14 protein-coding genes and 1 tRNA gene are annotated in these 16,498 nt (G+C 67.6%); 8 read left to right on the forward strand and 7 right to left on the reverse strand.

The window, feature by feature from the left end; genetic code table 11:
- The first annotated feature begins 129 nt into the window (after nucleotides 1-129).
- Nucleotides 130-2,748, forward strand: coding sequence for a valine--tRNA ligase (locus NL112_RS10525; RefSeq protein WP_255148791.1), 2,619 nt, complete (start codon nucleotides 130-132; stop codon nucleotides 2,746-2,748).
- Nucleotides 2,749-2,769: 21 nt separating this feature from the next.
- Here NL112_RS10525 and NL112_RS10530 read toward each other — a convergent pair whose 3' ends face one another.
- Nucleotides 2,770-3,501, reverse strand: coding sequence for a DUF1405 domain-containing protein (locus NL112_RS10530; protein ID WP_255148792.1), 732 nt, complete (start codon nucleotides 3,499-3,501; stop codon nucleotides 2,770-2,772).
- Nucleotides 3,502-3,597: 96 nt separating this feature from the next.
- Between NL112_RS10530 and pdxS the strand changes: the two genes are divergently transcribed.
- A complete protein-coding gene (gene pdxS, locus NL112_RS10535) occupies nucleotides 3,598-4,503 on the forward strand; it encodes a pyridoxal 5'-phosphate synthase lyase subunit PdxS (RefSeq protein WP_255148793.1) in 906 nt (301 codons plus the stop codon).
- A 57-nt stretch (nucleotides 4,504-4,560) separates the two neighbouring features.
- Here pdxS and NL112_RS10540 read toward each other — a convergent pair whose 3' ends face one another.
- The 5 genes from NL112_RS10540 to NL112_RS10560 all read right to left on the reverse strand — a co-directional run bounded on the left by NL112_RS10540 (nucleotide 4,561) and on the right by NL112_RS10560 (nucleotide 8,362).
- Nucleotides 4,561-5,061: a DUF5813 family protein gene (locus tag NL112_RS10540; RefSeq protein ID WP_255148794.1), complete on the reverse strand. Its 501-nt coding sequence runs from the start codon at nucleotides 5,059-5,061 to the stop codon at nucleotides 4,561-4,563.
- Between the two features lie 318 nt (nucleotides 5,062-5,379).
- Nucleotides 5,380-5,464, reverse strand: a tRNA-Leu gene (locus NL112_RS10545).
- Nucleotides 5,465-5,620: 156 nt separating this feature from the next.
- Nucleotides 5,621-5,956: a ferredoxin gene (locus tag NL112_RS10550; RefSeq protein WP_255148795.1), complete on the reverse strand. Its 336-nt coding sequence runs from the start codon at nucleotides 5,954-5,956 to the stop codon at nucleotides 5,621-5,623.
- 25 nt (nucleotides 5,957-5,981) lie between these two features.
- Nucleotides 5,982-7,145, reverse strand: coding sequence for a DUF8167 domain-containing protein (locus NL112_RS10555; RefSeq protein ID WP_255148796.1), 1,164 nt, complete (start codon nucleotides 7,143-7,145; stop codon nucleotides 5,982-5,984).
- Nucleotides 7,145-8,362: a potassium channel family protein gene (locus tag NL112_RS10560; RefSeq protein ID WP_255148797.1), complete on the reverse strand. Its 1,218-nt coding sequence runs from the start codon at nucleotides 8,360-8,362 to the stop codon at nucleotides 7,145-7,147. The genes NL112_RS10555 and NL112_RS10560 overlap by 1 nt, the downstream gene beginning before the upstream one ends.
- A 71-nt stretch (nucleotides 8,363-8,433) precedes the next feature.
- Between NL112_RS10560 and NL112_RS10565 the strand changes: the two genes are divergently transcribed.
- Nucleotides 8,434-9,630, forward strand: coding sequence for an NAD-binding protein (locus NL112_RS10565; RefSeq protein ID WP_255148798.1), 1,197 nt, complete (start codon nucleotides 8,434-8,436; stop codon nucleotides 9,628-9,630).
- A gap of 4 nt (nucleotides 9,631-9,634) precedes the next feature.
- Here NL112_RS10565 and NL112_RS10570 read toward each other — a convergent pair whose 3' ends face one another.
- Complete coding sequence (locus NL112_RS10570) at nucleotides 9,635-10,630, reverse strand: phosphate uptake regulator PhoU (RefSeq protein ID WP_255148799.1); 996 nt, start codon at nucleotides 10,628-10,630, stop codon at nucleotides 9,635-9,637.
- A 349-nt stretch (nucleotides 10,631-10,979) separates the two neighbouring features.
- Here NL112_RS10570 and NL112_RS10575 point away from each other — a divergent pair, with 349 nt between their 5' ends.
- The 5 genes from NL112_RS10575 (at nucleotide 10,980) to phoU (ending at nucleotide 16,463) form a co-directional block, all read left to right on the forward strand.
- Nucleotides 10,980-11,993 (forward strand): PstS family phosphate ABC transporter substrate-binding protein, encoded by a 1,014-nt coding sequence (locus tag NL112_RS10575; RefSeq protein WP_255148800.1) that lies wholly within the window; start codon nucleotides 10,980-10,982, stop codon nucleotides 11,991-11,993.
- 48 nt (nucleotides 11,994-12,041) lie between these two features.
- Nucleotides 12,042-13,025: a phosphate ABC transporter permease subunit PstC gene (pstC, locus tag NL112_RS10580; RefSeq protein ID WP_255148801.1), complete on the forward strand. Its 984-nt coding sequence runs from the start codon at nucleotides 12,042-12,044 to the stop codon at nucleotides 13,023-13,025.
- A complete protein-coding gene (gene pstA / locus NL112_RS10585) occupies nucleotides 13,022-14,734 on the forward strand; it encodes a phosphate ABC transporter permease PstA (RefSeq protein WP_255148802.1) in 1,713 nt (570 codons plus the stop codon). The genes pstC and pstA overlap by 4 nt, the downstream gene beginning before the upstream one ends.
- Nucleotides 14,735-14,736: 2 nt before the next feature.
- Nucleotides 14,737-15,606, forward strand: coding sequence for a phosphate ABC transporter ATP-binding protein PstB (gene pstB, locus NL112_RS10590; RefSeq protein ID WP_255148803.1), 870 nt, complete (start codon nucleotides 14,737-14,739; stop codon nucleotides 15,604-15,606).
- A gap of 176 nt (nucleotides 15,607-15,782) precedes the next feature.
- The gene (gene phoU, locus NL112_RS10595) at nucleotides 15,783-16,463 is read left to right on the forward strand and encodes a phosphate signaling complex protein PhoU (RefSeq protein WP_255148804.1); all 681 of its coding nucleotides are present in this window, start codon (nucleotides 15,783-15,785) and stop codon (nucleotides 16,461-16,463) included.
- The last annotated feature ends 35 nt before the right edge of the window (nucleotides 16,464-16,498 follow it).

A 16,498-nucleotide genomic window follows, 5' to 3' on the forward strand; every position in this document is an offset into this window, starting at 1 on the left:
CATCGCCTTGTTCGCCGGTGAGGCGTCCGTCCGCGTCGTAGTAGGCCCCCTGTAGGGGCCACACACTCTTCTCCGACGACGACGCACCGTTTCCGAACAGCCTAAGCGACGGACGCGACACGCACACGTATGAGCAGTCAGGACCACCCCGAAGGGGCATCGGACCTCGAGGGGGCGTACGACCCGACCGAGGTCGAGCCGAAGTGGCAGCAGCGATGGCTCGACGAGGAGACGTACGCCTACCGCGGCGAGGCCGAGGACCCCAACACGGTATACAGCATCGACACCCCACCGCCGACCGTCTCCGGGAGCCTCCACATGGGCCACCTGTACGGCCACACCCTGCAGGATTTCGCCGCCCGCTACCACCGGATGGCACGGGAGGACGTGTTCTTCCCGTTCGGCTACGACGACAACGGCATCGCCTCCGAACGCCTGACGGAGCGGGAACTCGGCATCCGCCACCAGGAGTTCGAGCGCCGGGAATTCCAGGAGAAGTGCCGAGAGGTCTGCCGGGAGTACGAGGCGAAGTTCACCGACGAGATGCAGTCGCTCGCGGTGTCCATCGACTGGGACAACACCTACAAGACCATCGAGCCGCGGGTCCAGCGGGTCTCACAGCTCTCCTTCGTCGACCTCTACGAGCAGGGCCGGGAGTACCGCGAGCGCGCGCCGGCCATCTGGTGTCCGGACTGCGAGACCGCGATTTCGCAGGTCGAAACCGAGGACGCCGAGCGCGACGCCGCGTACAACGACATCACCTTCGAACTCGTGGACCACCCGAGCCGCGAGGGCGTCACCATCTCGACGACGCGACCGGAACTCCTGCCGGCCTGCGTCGCCATGTTCGTCCACCCGGACGACGACCGCACGGACGACCTCCCCGGACACACCGCACGGGTCCCACTGTTCGGGCAAGAGGTGCCCATCTACGAGGACGAGCGCGTCGACATGGAGAAGGGCACCGGCGTCGTCATGTGCTGTACCTTCGGCGACCAGACGGACATCGAGTGGTACCAGGCCCACGACCTCGACCTGCGCGTCGCCATCGACGAGTCCGCGACGATGACGGAGCTCGCGGGCGAGTACGCCGGCCTGTCCACCCACGAGGCCCGCGAGGCCATCGTCGAGGACCTCGAGTCGGCGGGCCACCTCGAGGGCCGCGACCCCATCACCCACACGGTGCAGGTCCACGAGCGCTGTGAGACGGACATCGAGTTCCGCGTCACCGACCAGTGGTACGTCGAACTGCTCGACCGCAAGGAGGAGTATCTGGAGGCGGGCCGGCAGATGGACTGGTACCCCGAGAAGATGTTCACCCGGTACAAACACTGGGTCGAGGGGCTGGAGTGGGACTGGTGCATCTCCCGCCAGCGCGACTCCGGCATCCCGTTCCCGGTGTGGTACTGCGCGGAGTGTGACGAGCCGATCATCGCCCCGAAGGAAGAGCTACCGGTCGACCCCCTCTCGGACGACCCGCCGGTCGACGCCTGCCCCGACTGCGGCCACGACGAGTTCGTCCCCGAGGAGGACGTGTTCGACACGTGGGCCACCTCCAGTCTGACGCCGCTCGTCAACGCCGGCTGGGACTGGGAGGGCGACGCCTTCGAGATGGAGATGCCGGAGCTGTACCCGTTCGACCTGCGGCCGCAGGGCCACGATATCATCAGTTTCTGGCTGTTCCACACCGTCGTCAAGTGCTACGAGCACACCGGAGAGGTCCCGTTCGACTCGGTGATGATAAACGGGCACGTCCTCGACGAGAACCGCGAGAAGATGTCGAAATCGAAGGGGAACGTCGTCGAGCCGCAGGCGGTTCTCGAGGAGTACCCCGTCGACGCGACCCGGTACTGGGCCGCGGGCACCGCGGTCGGCGACGACTTCCCGTTCAAGGAGAACGACCTCGTCACCGGCGAGAAACTGCTCCAGAAGCTCTGGAACGCCTCGAAGCTCGTCCGCTCGCTCGCGCCCGAGCGGCCCGACGAGCCCGCCGAGCTGGACGAGATAGACGAGTGGCTACTGGCCGCGCTCGACGACCTCACGCGAGAGGTCACCGACCACTTCGAGGCCTACGAGTTCGCCAAGGCCCGCGACCAGTTGCGGTCGTTCTTCTGGCACACGTTCTGCGACGACTACCTCGAGATCGCCAAACAGCAGGACAGCCAGTCGACGGCGTACGCGCTCCGGACGGCCCACGGGCGGTTCCTGAAGCTGTTCGCGCCGTTCCTCCCGCACGTCACCGAGGAACTGTGGGACGCGATGTACGACGGCGGGAGCGTCCACCGCGCCGACTGGCCGGAGCCGTCGGGCTACGAGGCGGACCGCGAGGCCGGCGAGACCGCACTCGAGGTCATCGGCGCGCTCCGGGGTTACAAGACCGACGCGGGGCTGGCGCTCAACGCCGACCTCGAGGAGGTGGCCGTCTACGGCCCCGTCGCGGGGTTCGAGGACGCCATCGCGGGCGCGATGCACGTCGGCCGGCTCGAACGGCTCGACGAGGCGCCCGACATTTCGACGCAGGTGACGGGCGTCGACCTCGACTACTCGCTGGTCGGTCCCGAGTACGGGAACAAGGTCGGCGACATCGAGGGCGCCATCGCGCAGGGCGACTACGAGGTCCGTGACGGCCAACTCCACGTCGCGGGGGAGGCGCTCGACGCCGAGATGTTCGACCTCGAGGAACAGCGGACCTACTCGGGCGACGGCGAGTTCGTCGAGACGGACAACGCGGTCGTCATCGTCCGGTAACGCCCGCGGCCGCTCTGTTTCTCACGCCGCCCGCTTCAGTTTCCACGCCCGCGTCGCCAGCGCGAGGAACGTGCAGGCCATCGTGAGCACGACGGCCCCTGCGGCGGCGGTGTCGTGGGCCGCGAGCGTGTGGTCGAACGCCCCGTTCACGAGTTCTGCCTCCAGCACCGTGTGGTGTGGCTCGCCGACGACGGGGACGAAGTAGTCGACCACGTCGTTGGCGGCGTACCACGCGAGCGCGACGGCGACGGCGCCGACGCGGAAGTCGGCGTACCGCTGGAGGAGAAACGCCTGCACGACCATCGCGAGGTGGCTCCACACGAGGAACTGGTACATCGCCCAGCCCGTGTCGCCCTGTCCCTCGACCACGAGGAGGACGAACGGCGTCCACGCGCCGAGTTTGATGCACCCGAAGAACGCGAGCGCGGCCACCACCTCCGAGTGCCGGTCGAGTTTCCACAGCGCGAGCGACCCCGCGATGAACAGGGTGGCCAGCGGCGAGTCCGGGACGAACGGCCACATCACGGGGTCGGTGATGGAGAACTGGAACCCGTAGTAGTAGAAGCCGAACGCCGTCCCCGCGAGGTTGACGAGCACGACCACCCACGCCAGTCGGAGGCCGAACTCCTCCAGCCAGTCGGGGAGGGGTGCGACGTACCACGGCAGGTCGGCGGCGTCGGGCACGTCCTCGTCGCCGCCGGGCGCGTACCTGCTCGCGAGCGCGTTCAGTCGGTCCCCGACGCGAGTCGACATGTGGGGTGACAGGGCACCCCCCGACAAAAACGCGCCGGACCGGCCTCCCGCGCCGGAACGACACGGGTTAAGTGTGGCCGCTCCCAACGTCGGCCCATGTCAGAGACCGACCTCGAAACGCTTCGCCGGGGGACGGACCTGGTGAAGCGCGGGTTCGCCAAGATGCAGAAGGGTGGCGTCATCATGGACGTGGTCACCCGCGAGCAGGCCCGCATCGCCGAGGACGCGGGCGCGGTCGCGGTCATGTCGCTGGAGGCCGTTCCCGCGGACATCCGCAAGCGCGGCGGCGTCGCTCGGATGGCCGACCCCGGGGCGCTCGAGGAGATACTCGACGAGGTCTCGATTCCCGTGATGGGGAAGTGCCGCATCGGTCACACCGCCGAGGCACAGATACTGGAGGCGACGGGCGCCGACATGATAGACGAGTCGGAGGTGCTGACGACCGCCGACGAGCGCTACCACATCGACAAGCGGGAGTTCACCGCACCGTTCGTCTGCGGGGCCCGCAATCTGGGCGAGGCGCTCCGGCGCATCGACGAGGGTGCGGCGATGATTCGCACGAAAGGCGAGGCCGGCACCGGCGACGTGAACCAGGCGGTGACCCACCAGCGCACCATCAAACGCTCCATCCGGAAACTGTCGGGCATGAACTACGAGGAGCGCGACGAGTGGGCCCGGAACAACGAGGCGCCACGCGAACTCGTCCACGAGACCGCCGAGATGGGCCGCTTGCCGGTCGTCAACTTCGCGGCCGGCGGCATCGCCACTCCCGCGGACGCCGCGCTGATGATGCAACTCGGCTGTGACGGCATCTTCGTCGGCTCTGGTATCTTCGGCGCCGAGGACCCGACGGCGATGGGCGAGGCCATCGTCGAGGCGGTCAACAACTACGACGACCCCGAGCGTCTGCGCGACATCGCCAAAGGCATCGGCCGCGGCATGAAAGGCCAGGCCAACGAGGAGATGAGCGAGGAGGAGCAGTTGCAGGGTCGCGGCGTCTAACTGTTCCAACGGCACCTTCGCTCCGTCCGCCCCCGGTCCACTCGGCTGATTCCTCTTCTACAGCGGGGTCCCGCTTCCCGCCTCGCCCTGACTCGCCTGCGAGAGCATCGAGGCGACGGGTTCGGTGTAGTCGTAGCCGGGAACGATGCCCTCCATGTAGGTCCCTTCGACGTACTCCGCGAGCGCCTTGGCGATGGCGGGCGCACGGTCAGCGTTGCCCCACTCGAACTCGAACACTGCGACGGCGTCGCCGTCCAGTTCGTGCACGTCGAGTTCGGCCAGTTCCACGTCATCCCGCACCGCTCCGGGCGCGTCCTCCAGTCGGAGCGAGAAGGTGTCGAACCAGCCGTCCTCGACGGCCGGACCGACATCGCCCTCGACCGCGGCCGAGAGCATCGGGGCGCGGACGGTAAGGACGTAGCGGTGCGCCCAGTCGTCGGTCTCGCTTGCGGTGACCGTGCCGTCGAACGCGGTGGTCGTCAGCGCAAACTCGTCGCCGGCCCGCTCGAACGCGTCGTGTGAATCGAAGGCGCGTTCGGCGGATTCGGGGAGGTTCATTGGCGTACGGTAGGGCGTGGGAGCGGAAAAACGGCTCGTAACGGAATCCGAATGTCTGGCGTCGGCCATCAGCATCCGCGAGGGAGCGAAGCGACCGAGCGGTTCACCGCAGGCGAGGCCGAAGGCCGAGCCTGCGGCTCTTTTTGGTGCAGATTTTTGCGCCGAGTGGTTCCCGCAGGCCGCCGAAGGCGGCCGAGGAAACCCGAAGCGCAAAAAGGTGCGGGGGAAGGGATTCTCACCACGGTCGCTCACTCCGTTCGCTCCCTGCTTCGAATCCCACGACCGATTACAGCCGCTCGCTGTCGCTCGCGGCAGGAATGCGGGGGAAGGGATTCGAACCCTCGAACGCCTGCGCGAGCGGATCTTAAGTCCGCCGCCTTTGTCCAGACTCGGCCACCCCCGCGCAGTCTCCCCTCGCACCGTCTGCGGAAAAGCCGTTACGGTCGGACGAAGGTTCAAGTGGGAAACCGCGGCCACACGCCGCGTGCACTGACGAGCAGTCCCGGCCCGGACGAGGCGGGAGCGCGACACACGGGCCGGCCGACGCCGCGTCGCCTGTTCACCAATCGACGGACAGCGTGCCGTCCCCTTCCGGGTCGGGCGCTATCTCCTCGTTCGTCCGGCGGTCGACGACGTGGATGACACCCCGGTCTTTCTTGGCAGGACAGACCTCGGCCGCGCGGACGTTGTGGTCGAGGTCCTCCTCGCCGAAGAAGTAGGTCCGGGGCTGGGCGAGCCCCGCCGAGAGGTCCATCTCCCAGTTGGCCGAGACTTCGGCACATTTCCCTGCGGCGATGCACTTGTTGGCCTCGAAGATGATCTTGTACGGCGCCTCCTCGACGGGTGGAGCGTCGGTCTCCCCGATGTCGCTGGGGTCGATAGGCTCGTCGGCCATTGCCGGAGCGTGGGGCCCGACGGGATTAGTCGTTGTCGCCTCCGGCGCGTGCGGCGGCATCGAGCTTCCGAAGGCGGTCCGGGCGTGCGATGACGTAGAGGGACTCTCCGGCCGAAAGCGCCCGCGAGCGCGCGGGAATCGGGTCGACGGTCCCGTCGACGCCACGCACCGCGACGACGGAGGCGTCGACAGCGCCGACTGTCGACGCCAGCAAGGAACTCCCGTCAGCCAGCGTCACGACGGCCATCGTCTCTTCGGCGGCGCGCAGCAGCGACGCGAACTCGCGGTCCGACCGCGGTTCGACGGGGAGAGTGACGAGTCGGTATCGCGTCGTCTGGTCGAGTGCCGACACGTCCGCGGCGTCGACAGCGAGCGTGACGAGGTTCTCGGCGGCCCCCCGAAGTTCCCCCGAACACACCCGCTCGTACCCCTCCTCGGCCGGGCGGTACACCTGCACGATGTCGCCGGCGCTGGCCGCGAACGCGGGGTCGGCCTGTATCGCGACCGCACAGGTCTCGGGCGGGAGCGTCGGGCCGAGGCCGGCTTCGCGCGAGCCGACCGCGAGATACTGGACCTCGCCGTCGAGGTTCACGTCCACGTCGACGTGGCCGACGCCGTAGTCGCTCCGGAGCCGAGCGACGAGCCGCTCGCGAAGCTCCTCGACCGTCAGCCCCCGCGGGAACACCAGTGTCTCGCCAGCCAGCGACTCCTTCTGCTCGGGACGGACGGGGTCGTACCCCTCGATATCTTCGATGTCTTCGGGGAGTTCGACGGTGATGACGCGCCCGCCCGCCCGCACCAGTCCGGACACGTCGACCCCGCGACTCGGATACCGGTCGACCACCACCTCGGTAAGCCGGTCGGCCGAGCGGCCGCCTGCGGCCGCGGCGAGTGCGCTCACCCCGAGCGTGAGCGTGTTGATGACGATGGCACCCGGTTCGAGCACCTCGGCACCGCCGGGTGGTGGCGAGATGACCGTCCCGAGCGCGGACGTTGTGCTGAGATACGCCGCGACCCCCGACAGACCGATGAGGACGGTCAGCCCCTCGGGGACCCGGCTACGTGCGTACCAGCGGTGGACGGCCGCGACGACGGCGCCGAGCAGGCCCGCGGCGAGCGCGAGCCAGGCGATGAGCAGGAGGTTCTCCAGGAGGCGCGAGAGGAGGTCCATCTCGACTTGCAGCTGCATCACCCGACCACCTCCGCGAACTCCTCGAGCGCGGTGCGGGTCCCGGCGACGAACAGCTGGTCGCCGGCGGCCAGTTCGGTACTCCCGCGCGGGGCCATCACCCAGCCGTCGGGACGCCGCACTGCGAGCACCGCGACGCCGTGGGTCTCGCGGAGCGTGGCGTCCGCGAGCGTCGACCCGACGAGCGACGCGTCGGCGCCGAGCGTCACCTTCCGGAACCGCTTGCCTGCCCGCCGAAGCAAGGAGATGAGTTCGAACTCCCGGCGGGTGCCTCTGGCCGTGACGACCAGCCGGGGGCGGTCGGCTTCCAGGAGCACCTCCGCCCTCGCTCGGGGGACCGCGACGGTCACGCGGCCGTCGCCGCCGGTCGTCGTCGCCGCGGCGGCTGGCTTCGGCTCCTGTTCGGCCTCCGTCTCCCCGCCGTCGGTAGCCGCCGAGAGCGTCTTGGGCACGTCCGAGCGCGCGCTGAGTATCGTTCCTTCGACGGTCGCTTCGGGGGTGAGGAGCCGCACGGTGTCGCCGCGTGCCAGCCCGGTCGGGACGAACGTGTCCACCGAAACCGCCCGGGTGCCCGCCGGGACGCGTTTCGAGAGGCCGGACAGCGGCGGGGCGGCGACCACGGTGGCGTCGCCGCGCTCGTCGACGCGAACCGACACGTCCGAGAGGTCGAACTCCGTACGGAGCCGCTCGGCGAACCGCGTCTCGAGTTCACCCAGCGTGAGCTCCGCGGGGAACGTCCACTCGCCCTCGTGAATCCCCTCCCGAATCTCCGAGGTCAGCGGCGGGTACCCCTCCATGTCGGCTACCTCACCGGTGACGGTCACGCGGACGTGGCCGCGGCCTCCGACGAGTTCGACCACGTCGGCCGACAGCGTCCGCTCGCGGATGCTCTTCAGCGAGAGCCGCCGTGGGAACGCCGCGCCCATCGCGTCACCCTTCGCGTGGGCGTACAGCGAAATCATCAGGACGACGACGATGGCGGTGATGATGACCGGGCCGCTGGTGCTCTGCTGGATGTTCTGGTCGGTCAGCGCCAGCAGGCCCCCGTTGACGCCTGCCAGCGCCAGCGCCATCACTACGACACCGAACCCGGGGATGCTCACCCCGGTGAAGTACTTGAACGTGAATCCCATCGCCCAGGCGACCAGCCCGGGGATGATGCCGGTGAGGATGCCGAGATAGATACCCCGGAGCACCTCGACGGGGAGTGGAGCCATGGGCGGACAACCGACGGCAGGGATATACGACTACCGGACGGCTTATAGCTCCCCCGGCCACGGAATCTGACATGAGCAGGCGTGCCGGCGTCGCGCCTCGACTCCGGGTGTTCGGCGTCCGTGCAGCCGTGTGGCTTCCGACCGCCGTCGCGCTACTGTCCGTCGTGACTGGTATCGTCAACATCCAGCAGACGGCGGTTTCCGGGCCGCTCGCGCCGTACGTTCCCGCCGCCATCGAGCGGACCGCGGGCTTCACGGGCGCGTTCACCGGCTTCCTGATGCTCGCGGCAGTGTTCGGCCTTCGGCGACGGCTCCGGGCGGCGTGGTATCTGACGGTACTGTTGCTCCCCGTGACAGCCGTGCAGGGAATCGCACAGTCGAGCCCCTACTCGTACCCGCTGGTGGCGGTGTCGCTGTTGTCGCTGCCGACCGTCCTGCTCAACTACCGGGTGTTCGACCGCGACCTCGCGTTCTCGTCGACGCAGTTCGCGGCGCTCGCGGCCATCGTCGGGGCACAGGCGTACGGCACCATCGGGACGTACGTGCTCCGCGACGAGTTCGCCAACGTGCGGACGGTGCTGGACGCGTTCTACTACACGCTCGTCACCGCCTCGACGGTCGGCTACGGCGACGCCGCACCCACCACACAGACCGCCCGGCTGTTCGGGATGAGCGTCATCGTCATCGGCACCGCCTCGTTCGCGGCCGCGCTCGGGACGCTCATCGGCCCCGCCATCGAAGCCCGCCTCGCAACCGCTCTCGGAACCATGACAGACTCACAGCTCGACCTCTTGGAGGACCACGTCATCGTCGTCGGGATGGGCGACCTCACCGTCCCCATCATCGAGGAACTCACGGACGCGGACACGCCGTTCGTCGTCGTCACGCGCGACCCGGAGAAGGCACAGCGGCTCCGCGAGCGCGACGTGGAGGTGCTAACCGCGGACCCCTCCGACGAGGAGCCGCTCCGTCGCGTCGGCATCGAGCGGGCCCGCGCGCTCGTCGCCGCCACGAACGACGACGCACAGGACGCGCTCGCCATCCTCACCGCACGCGAACTCAACAGCGGCCTCACCATCGTCGCGGCCGCCACCGAACGCGAGAACGAGAAGAAACTGCGCCGGGCGGGCGCCGACACGGTCATCTCGCCGGCGGTCATCGGCGGCCACCTGCTCGTCGAGAGCGCGATGGGGAACCGCGAGATGGAGTCGGTCGCGGACCGCATCTCGAGGGCAGAGAGCGAGTCGGACCTCGCCGACGAGGAGTGAACCGTCAGGGCTTCGGTGCGGCCTTCTGGAGCGCCGTCTCCGCGACGTTGCCGCCGTAGTCGCCGGCCCGGGACAGCGAGTCGACGACGAGACCGAGAAGTTGCGCCTGTTGGGGTTCGAGGTCGAGCAGTTCGGCGTCGACCTCGCGGACCCGTTCGTCGACCACGTCGACCGACTGCCGGGCCTCGTTGGCGAGGCGGGTCGCCTCGTCGGAGTCGTCGTCGAGGAGCGCGTCCATCGCCCGCTCGATGACCGCGACGGCCGCCTCGTGCAGTTCCGAGACGAGGTCACAGACCCGCTCGGGAGGAGCGTCGAGTTCCAGCGCGTTCTCGGCTATCTTCGAGGCGTGGTCGGCGACCCGCTCCAGTTGGCGCGCGCTGGAGTGGTAGTCGAAGGCGGTCTCGCGGTCGAGCCCCACGTCCGCCGCAGTCGAGGGGTCCCGCAGGATGGAGCGGAACACGCGCGAGACCATGTAGTAGAGGCGGTTCACGTCGTCGTCGCGCTGGACGACGTCCTGTGCGAGGTCGTCGTCGTCCTCGACGAGTGCGGTGACGGCGTCCGCGAGCATCGTCGTGGCGACCAGCCGCATCCGCGTGACGGCGTTGTCGATAGACAGTTCCGAGGAGTCGAGCAGGTCCTGTAGCTGGACGCGCTCGCTGGTCTCCCCGATGACCTCCAGTCCAACGAGCCCCTGGGAGGCCTCGCGGATGGTGCGGCGCTGTTCGGCCGTGACGCGTGCGGTTTCGAGCGTGATGATGTCGAAGCCGCTGACGTACATCGTCATCACCGCGCGCGTGAGTTGGTCGCCCTCCAGTCCCGTGATGTCGAGGGTCCCCTCCACCTTCTCCTCGTCGGTGCGCGGCGTCAACAGAAGCGCCTCGTCTTCCGGATGGAACTCGACGACGCTTCCGCCGCTGACGCCGTTGTCCGTCGCCCAGTCCTTCGGGAGACTCACCGTGTACGTCGACCCGCCCGTCACCTGCACCTTGCGCGTCTCCATACCCGACCCTCACCGACGCATCTACCATAAACTATCGCATATCTATATACAAACTGGGGAAAACACGTATTCCGATAGATACCGGCGTCATATCCCATCTCGGGGCGGATGCCGGCCGCGCATGACAGCGCGAGCCACGCTGGTCGACTCCGAGCCGACGGCGCGAGACCACGGCCAAAATCGCCACTTTCGGGGCACATACGGGGTATATAGGCTGTTTGCGGGGGTATTTATGAGAGTACGTAGCAATCGGAGCAGAGCGTTTGTGAAGGTTTGTCTATATAGAAAAAAGTCCAAAACATAGCTATCATAGAAGGGTACTTACACGCTCCCCGGTCCGGTTCAGGTGATGACGGACGATACGGGTTACTCGCGGCGGACGTTCCTCGGAACGGCGGGCGCGACCGCGGCGGCGCTGTCGGTCGCCGGCTGTACGGAGCAGAACCCCACTGACGACGGCAACGGGAGCGGCGGGAACGGCGGCGACGGCGAACTCTCCGGGACCATCGACATCTCCGGGTCGTCGACGGTGTACCCGCTGTGTGTCGCCGTCTCCGAACAGTTCCGCAAGCAGCACTCCGAGGTGGACATCAACGTGCGCTCGACGGGCTCGGGTGGTGGCTTCGCGAACTACTTCTGCCCGGGCGACACCGCGTTCAACAACGCCTCCCGGCCCATCACCGACGGGGAGCGACAGCGGTGTCAGGACAACGGCGTCACTCCCATCGAACTCAACGTCGCCACCGACGCCGTGACGGTCATCGTCAATCCCGAGGCCGACTGGGTCGACGACATCACCGTCGAGGAACTGAAGCAGATCTGGCAGCCGAACGGGGCCGACAAGTGGAGCGACGTGCGCTCCGAGTGGCCCGACGAGGAGTTCGAACTGTACGGTGCGGCCTCCACTTCGGGCACGTTCGACTATTTCACCGAGGTCATCGTCGGCGAGGAGGGACGTTCCCGACAGGACTACCAGGCGACCGAGGACGACAACTCCATCGTCACCGGCGTCGCCGGCTCGGAGTACGCGATGGGGTATCTCGGCTACGCCTACTACTCCGAGAACACGGAGAAGGTGAAGGCGCTCGCCATCGACGACGGCGACGGCGAACCGGTCGAGCCGTCGCTGGAGACCGCGAAGTCCGGCGAGTACAAGCCGCTCGCGCGGCCGCTGTTCACCTACCCGTCGAAGGAGGCGCTCGCCCGCGAGGAGGTCGCGGCGTTCGCCCGCTTCTACGTCGAGCAGTCCGCCAACGACAAACTCGTCGCCGAGAAGGTGGGATACGTCCCCAACACCGAGGAGGACATGCAGGCGGAACTCGACAAACTCAATACGGCTATCGAGGAAGCCCAGGGTAACTGACGGATATATAGCGATACCCTTTTTCGGATACCACAGGATGCACCACCAATGAGTGACGGGATAGAGAGCGACCTGACCGAGCACGTGGCCGACACGTCCCGCGAGCGGTTGGTCCGCGGGTTCTTCTTCGTGTGCGCGGCCGCGTCCGTGCTGACCACGTTCGGCATCGTCGTCGCACTCGTGGTGCCGTCGCTGCGCTTCTTCAGCGTCACGGCGTCGATTCTGGACCTCCTGTTCGGCATCGCCACCGAACAGACCGTGAGCGTGACCGACTTCCTGTTCGGGACGAACTGGGCACCGAGCATCAGGCCCCACGAGTACGGCGTCATCCCGCTCGTGTCGGCGACGTTCGCCGTCGTCATCGGGTCGTCGTTCATCGCGCTCCCGTTCGGGCTCGGCACCGCCGTCTACCTCTCGGAGTACGCCAGCCCACGCGCCCGGTCGATACTCAAGCCCGCACTGGAGGTGCTGGCGGGCATCCCGACGGTCGTGTACGGCGTGTTCGCACTGCTGTATCTCACGCCCGCTCTCGACGCCGTCCTTCCCGTGGACCTCTCGACGTTCAACCTGCTGTCGGCGTGCATCATGGTCGGCATCATGATAATCCCGATGGTGTCGTCCATCTCGGAGGACGCGATGTCGGCGGTGCCGGACGACCTCCGGCAGGCCGGCTACGGGATGGGCGCGACGAAGTTCGACGTGAGCGTCGGCGTCGTCATCCCCGCGGCCATCTCGGGCATCGCGTCGGCGTTCATCCTCGCCATCTCGCGGGCCATCGGCGAGACGATGATAGTCGTCGTCGCGGCCGGGTCGAGCGCGCGGCTCGTCAATCCGCTGCTCCCCGGCGCGTACCTGGAGGCGGCCCAGCCGATGACCGCCGCGATGGTCCAGCTAGCGACGGGTGACATCTCCGCGCAGGGGCCGGGCTACCGGAGCCTGTTCGCCATCGGCCTCACGCTGTTCGTCATCACGCTCGCGATGAACATCGTGTCTGACCTCATCGCGGAACGCTACCGAGAGGAGTACGAATGAGTACCGAAGACACCACCACGACGTTCGGCCACGTCAGCCGGACCCGCGGCATCGTGTTCAAGTATCTCCTGCTGGCGGCGACGCTGTTCGGTCTCGTCGCGCTCGGCGTCCTGCTCGTGTACGTCGCGCTCGACGCGTTCGGACTGGTGGCGATGGAGGACGGCGTCTACGTCGGGCCCGACCCGGCGTGGTATCTCGTCTACTTCCTCTCGCTGGTGTTGCCGACGACGGCGCTGTCGCTGTACTACTACCGCGAGAACCGGTCGGCGGGCGTGGCCGGGCTGGCGACGCTGGCCGTGCTGGTCGCCGGCCTGATGGCCAGCGGCGGGATGGTCGTGTTCTTCATCGTCATCGACCCGCTCGTCTACTTCTCGTTCGTCGTCGGCATCGCGCTCACGCTCGGCACGTACCTGCTCCACCGCCGGTACGCGCCGGCCCGCTCGTTCGACGAGCGAATCGGCCTCACGGCGCTCGTCGGCTTCGTCTCGCTCGTCGGAATCCCCGAGAAGCCGGTCGTGCAGGTCGTGCAGGCCGTCTACGGGCTGGCCGGTCTCCCGACGAACTTCAACGGCATCGTCGGCCTCCCGGTGCCGAGCCTCGCGCGACTCGTCCAGAACTTCCCCGTTGTCCCGACGACGTGGAGCATCTACGTCGTGAGCGTCGTCCTGCCGCTGGCGGCGGCCGTCGGCCACGTCGTCCGGCGGCGCGAGGAGGCGCGCCGTCCCGGACTGCTCGCCGCCGGCCTCGTCTTCGGCGTCGTGACCGCGGGCAGTTTCGCGCTGTCGCTCGCCACCGGCGTCGGCCGCGACGCGCTGGCCATCGTCCTGCTGTTCTCGCTCACGCCCGTTGGCTTCGTCGTCTACCGGACGCTGACCGACGCCGAACGCGATTCCCGGGCGCTGCTGTTCCCCGTCGTCGTGGTGGGTGGGTCGCTCGTGGGCGCGGCCGTCGTCGACGCGCTCGCCGTCAGGAGCCCCCCGTCGTGGGTCGACTGGCAGTTCCTGACGAGTCTCCCGTCGTCGACGCCCTCCGAGGCGGGCGTCTACCCGGCGCTGGTCGGCTCCGTCCTGTTGATGCTGGTCGTCGTCACCGTCTCGTTCCCGCTGGGTGTGGGCGCGGCTGTCTATCTGGAGGAGTACGCCGACGACACCCGCTGGACGCGGCTCATCCAGGTGAACATCTCGAACCTCGCGGGCGTCCCGTCGGTCGTCTACGGCCTGCTCGGACTGGGCATCTTCATCCGCTTCTTCGGCATGTCCATCGGGTCGTTGCTGGTGGCGGGGCTGGCGCTGTCGCTGCTCATCCTCCCCATCGTCATCATCTCCGCCCAGGAGGCCATCCGGTCGGTGCCGGACTCGCTCCGGCAGGCCTCCTACGGGATGGGTGCGACGAAGTGGCAGACTGTCCGCAACGTCGTGTTGCCCCGGTCCATCGCCGGCATCCTGACGGGCACCATCCTCGCGCTCGGTCGGGCGGTCGGCGAGACGGCGCCGCTCATCATGGTCGGGGCCGCACAGTCGACGTTCTCGGTGCCGACCGCGCTCTCCGACACCGTGAGCGCGCTCCCGATGCAGATATACGCGTGGGCGTTCCTGCCCGCCGACGCGTGGAAACACGGCGCGCTCGCGGCCGGCGTCGTCGTCATCATCGTCGTCCTGTTGACGATGAACGCGACGGCCATCGTCCTCCGCAACCGCTACCAGACGTAACCATGACACGAGAATCCACCACCGACTCGGACAGCACCACCACGGACCCGACTTCGGAGTCGCTCATCGAGACCAGTCCCTCGGCGGGGTTGGACGACGACCCCGACGAGACGCCCGTCGCCGACACCATCGTCGAGGCGAAGAACATCAACGTCTGGTACAACGACGACCAGGCGCTTCAGGACATCTCGCTTGCGGTGCCCGAACAGCGCGTCACCGCGATGATCGGCCCCTCGGGCTGTGGGAAGTCGACGTTCCTGCGGTGTATCAACCGGATGAACGACCTCATCGACGCCGCCCGCGTCGAGGGCAAACTCAGCCTCCGCGGGAAGAACGTCTACGACGACGACGTCGACCCGGTCGCCCTGCGGCGGCGCGTCGGGATGGTGTTCCAGAAGCCGAACCCGTTCCCGAAGTCCATCTACGACAACGTCGCCTACGGCCTGGAGATTCAGGACGTCGAGGGGGACCACGACGCCATCGTCGAGGAGTCGCTGAAGCGAGCGGCGCTGTGGGACGAGGTGAAGGACCAGCTCGACGAGTCCGGGCTGAACCTCTCGGGTGGCCAACAGCAGCGGCTCTGTATCGCGCGGGCCATCGCTCCGGACCCGGAGGTCATCCTGATGGACGAGCCGGCGTCGGCGCTCGACCCCGTCGCCACCTCGAAGATAGAGGACCTCATCGACGACCTCGCCGAGGAGTACACGGTCATCATCGTCACCCACAACATGCAGCAGGCCGCCCGCATCTCCGACAAGACCGCCGTGTTCCTCACCGGCGGCGAACTCGTGGAGTTCGACGACACCGAGAAGGTGTTCCAGAACCCCGAGTCGGACCGCGTCGAGGACTACATCACCGGGAAGTTCGGCTGACGCTCCCGCTCCGCCGTCCCACTCGCTGCCGACACCGGCCCTCGGGAGCGCTCCCCTGTTCTCCGTGTGGCTACCGACCGGCCCCGTGCCGTATATAGTGATGTCTATATCTATCTATAGAGGGGTATTGACTTCCCCCACAACCTTCATGCGGGACGGTGGTGAGCGTTCCAGTAATGGCACGCGAAGGCTACCAGGCCAAACTGGACGACCTCGAGGAGAACGTCCTCTACATGAGCGAACTCGTCCTCGAGCGACTCCGAATGGGGCTGGACGCGCTCGAACAGAAAGACGAGGAACTCGCCTGGGATGTCATCGAGGGCGACGACGAGATAAACCGGATGTACCTCGAACTCGAACAGGACTGCATCGACCTGTTGAGCCTCCAGCAACCGGTCGCGGGCGACCTGCGGTTCATCGCTGCCTCGTTCAAGATAATCACCGACCTCGAACGCATCGCGGACCTGGCGACGAACCTCGGCGACTACACCCTGGAGGCCGAGCGGGAACTGTACCCGGACGTCGACATCCAGGGCATCGGCGACGAGGTGGTCGAGATGGTCGAGGACGCGATGGACGCCTACGAGCGCGAAGACGCCGACGCCTGCTTCGAGATTTCCGAACGCGACGACGACATCGACGCCCACTGCGAGAGCGCGTCCAGCGTCGTGGTCCGGGAACTCATCGAGACGGAGGTCGACGAGGAGACCACCGACTCGGAGATCGAGGACCTGATGCAGGACGTCTCTCGGTTCCTGCTCACCATCCGCGACCTCGAGCGCGTCGGCGACCACGCGGTCAACATCGCCGCGCGGACGCTGTACATGGTCGAGAGCGACGACTCGCTCATCTACTGACGCCGGGAGACTCGCGTCGAAAAGACCCGACGACG

This window comes from Halorarius halobius (genome assembly GCF_024298865.1).
GTDB classification, from domain to species: Archaea; Halobacteriota; Halobacteria; order Halobacteriales; family Haloarculaceae; genus Halorarius; species Halorarius halobius.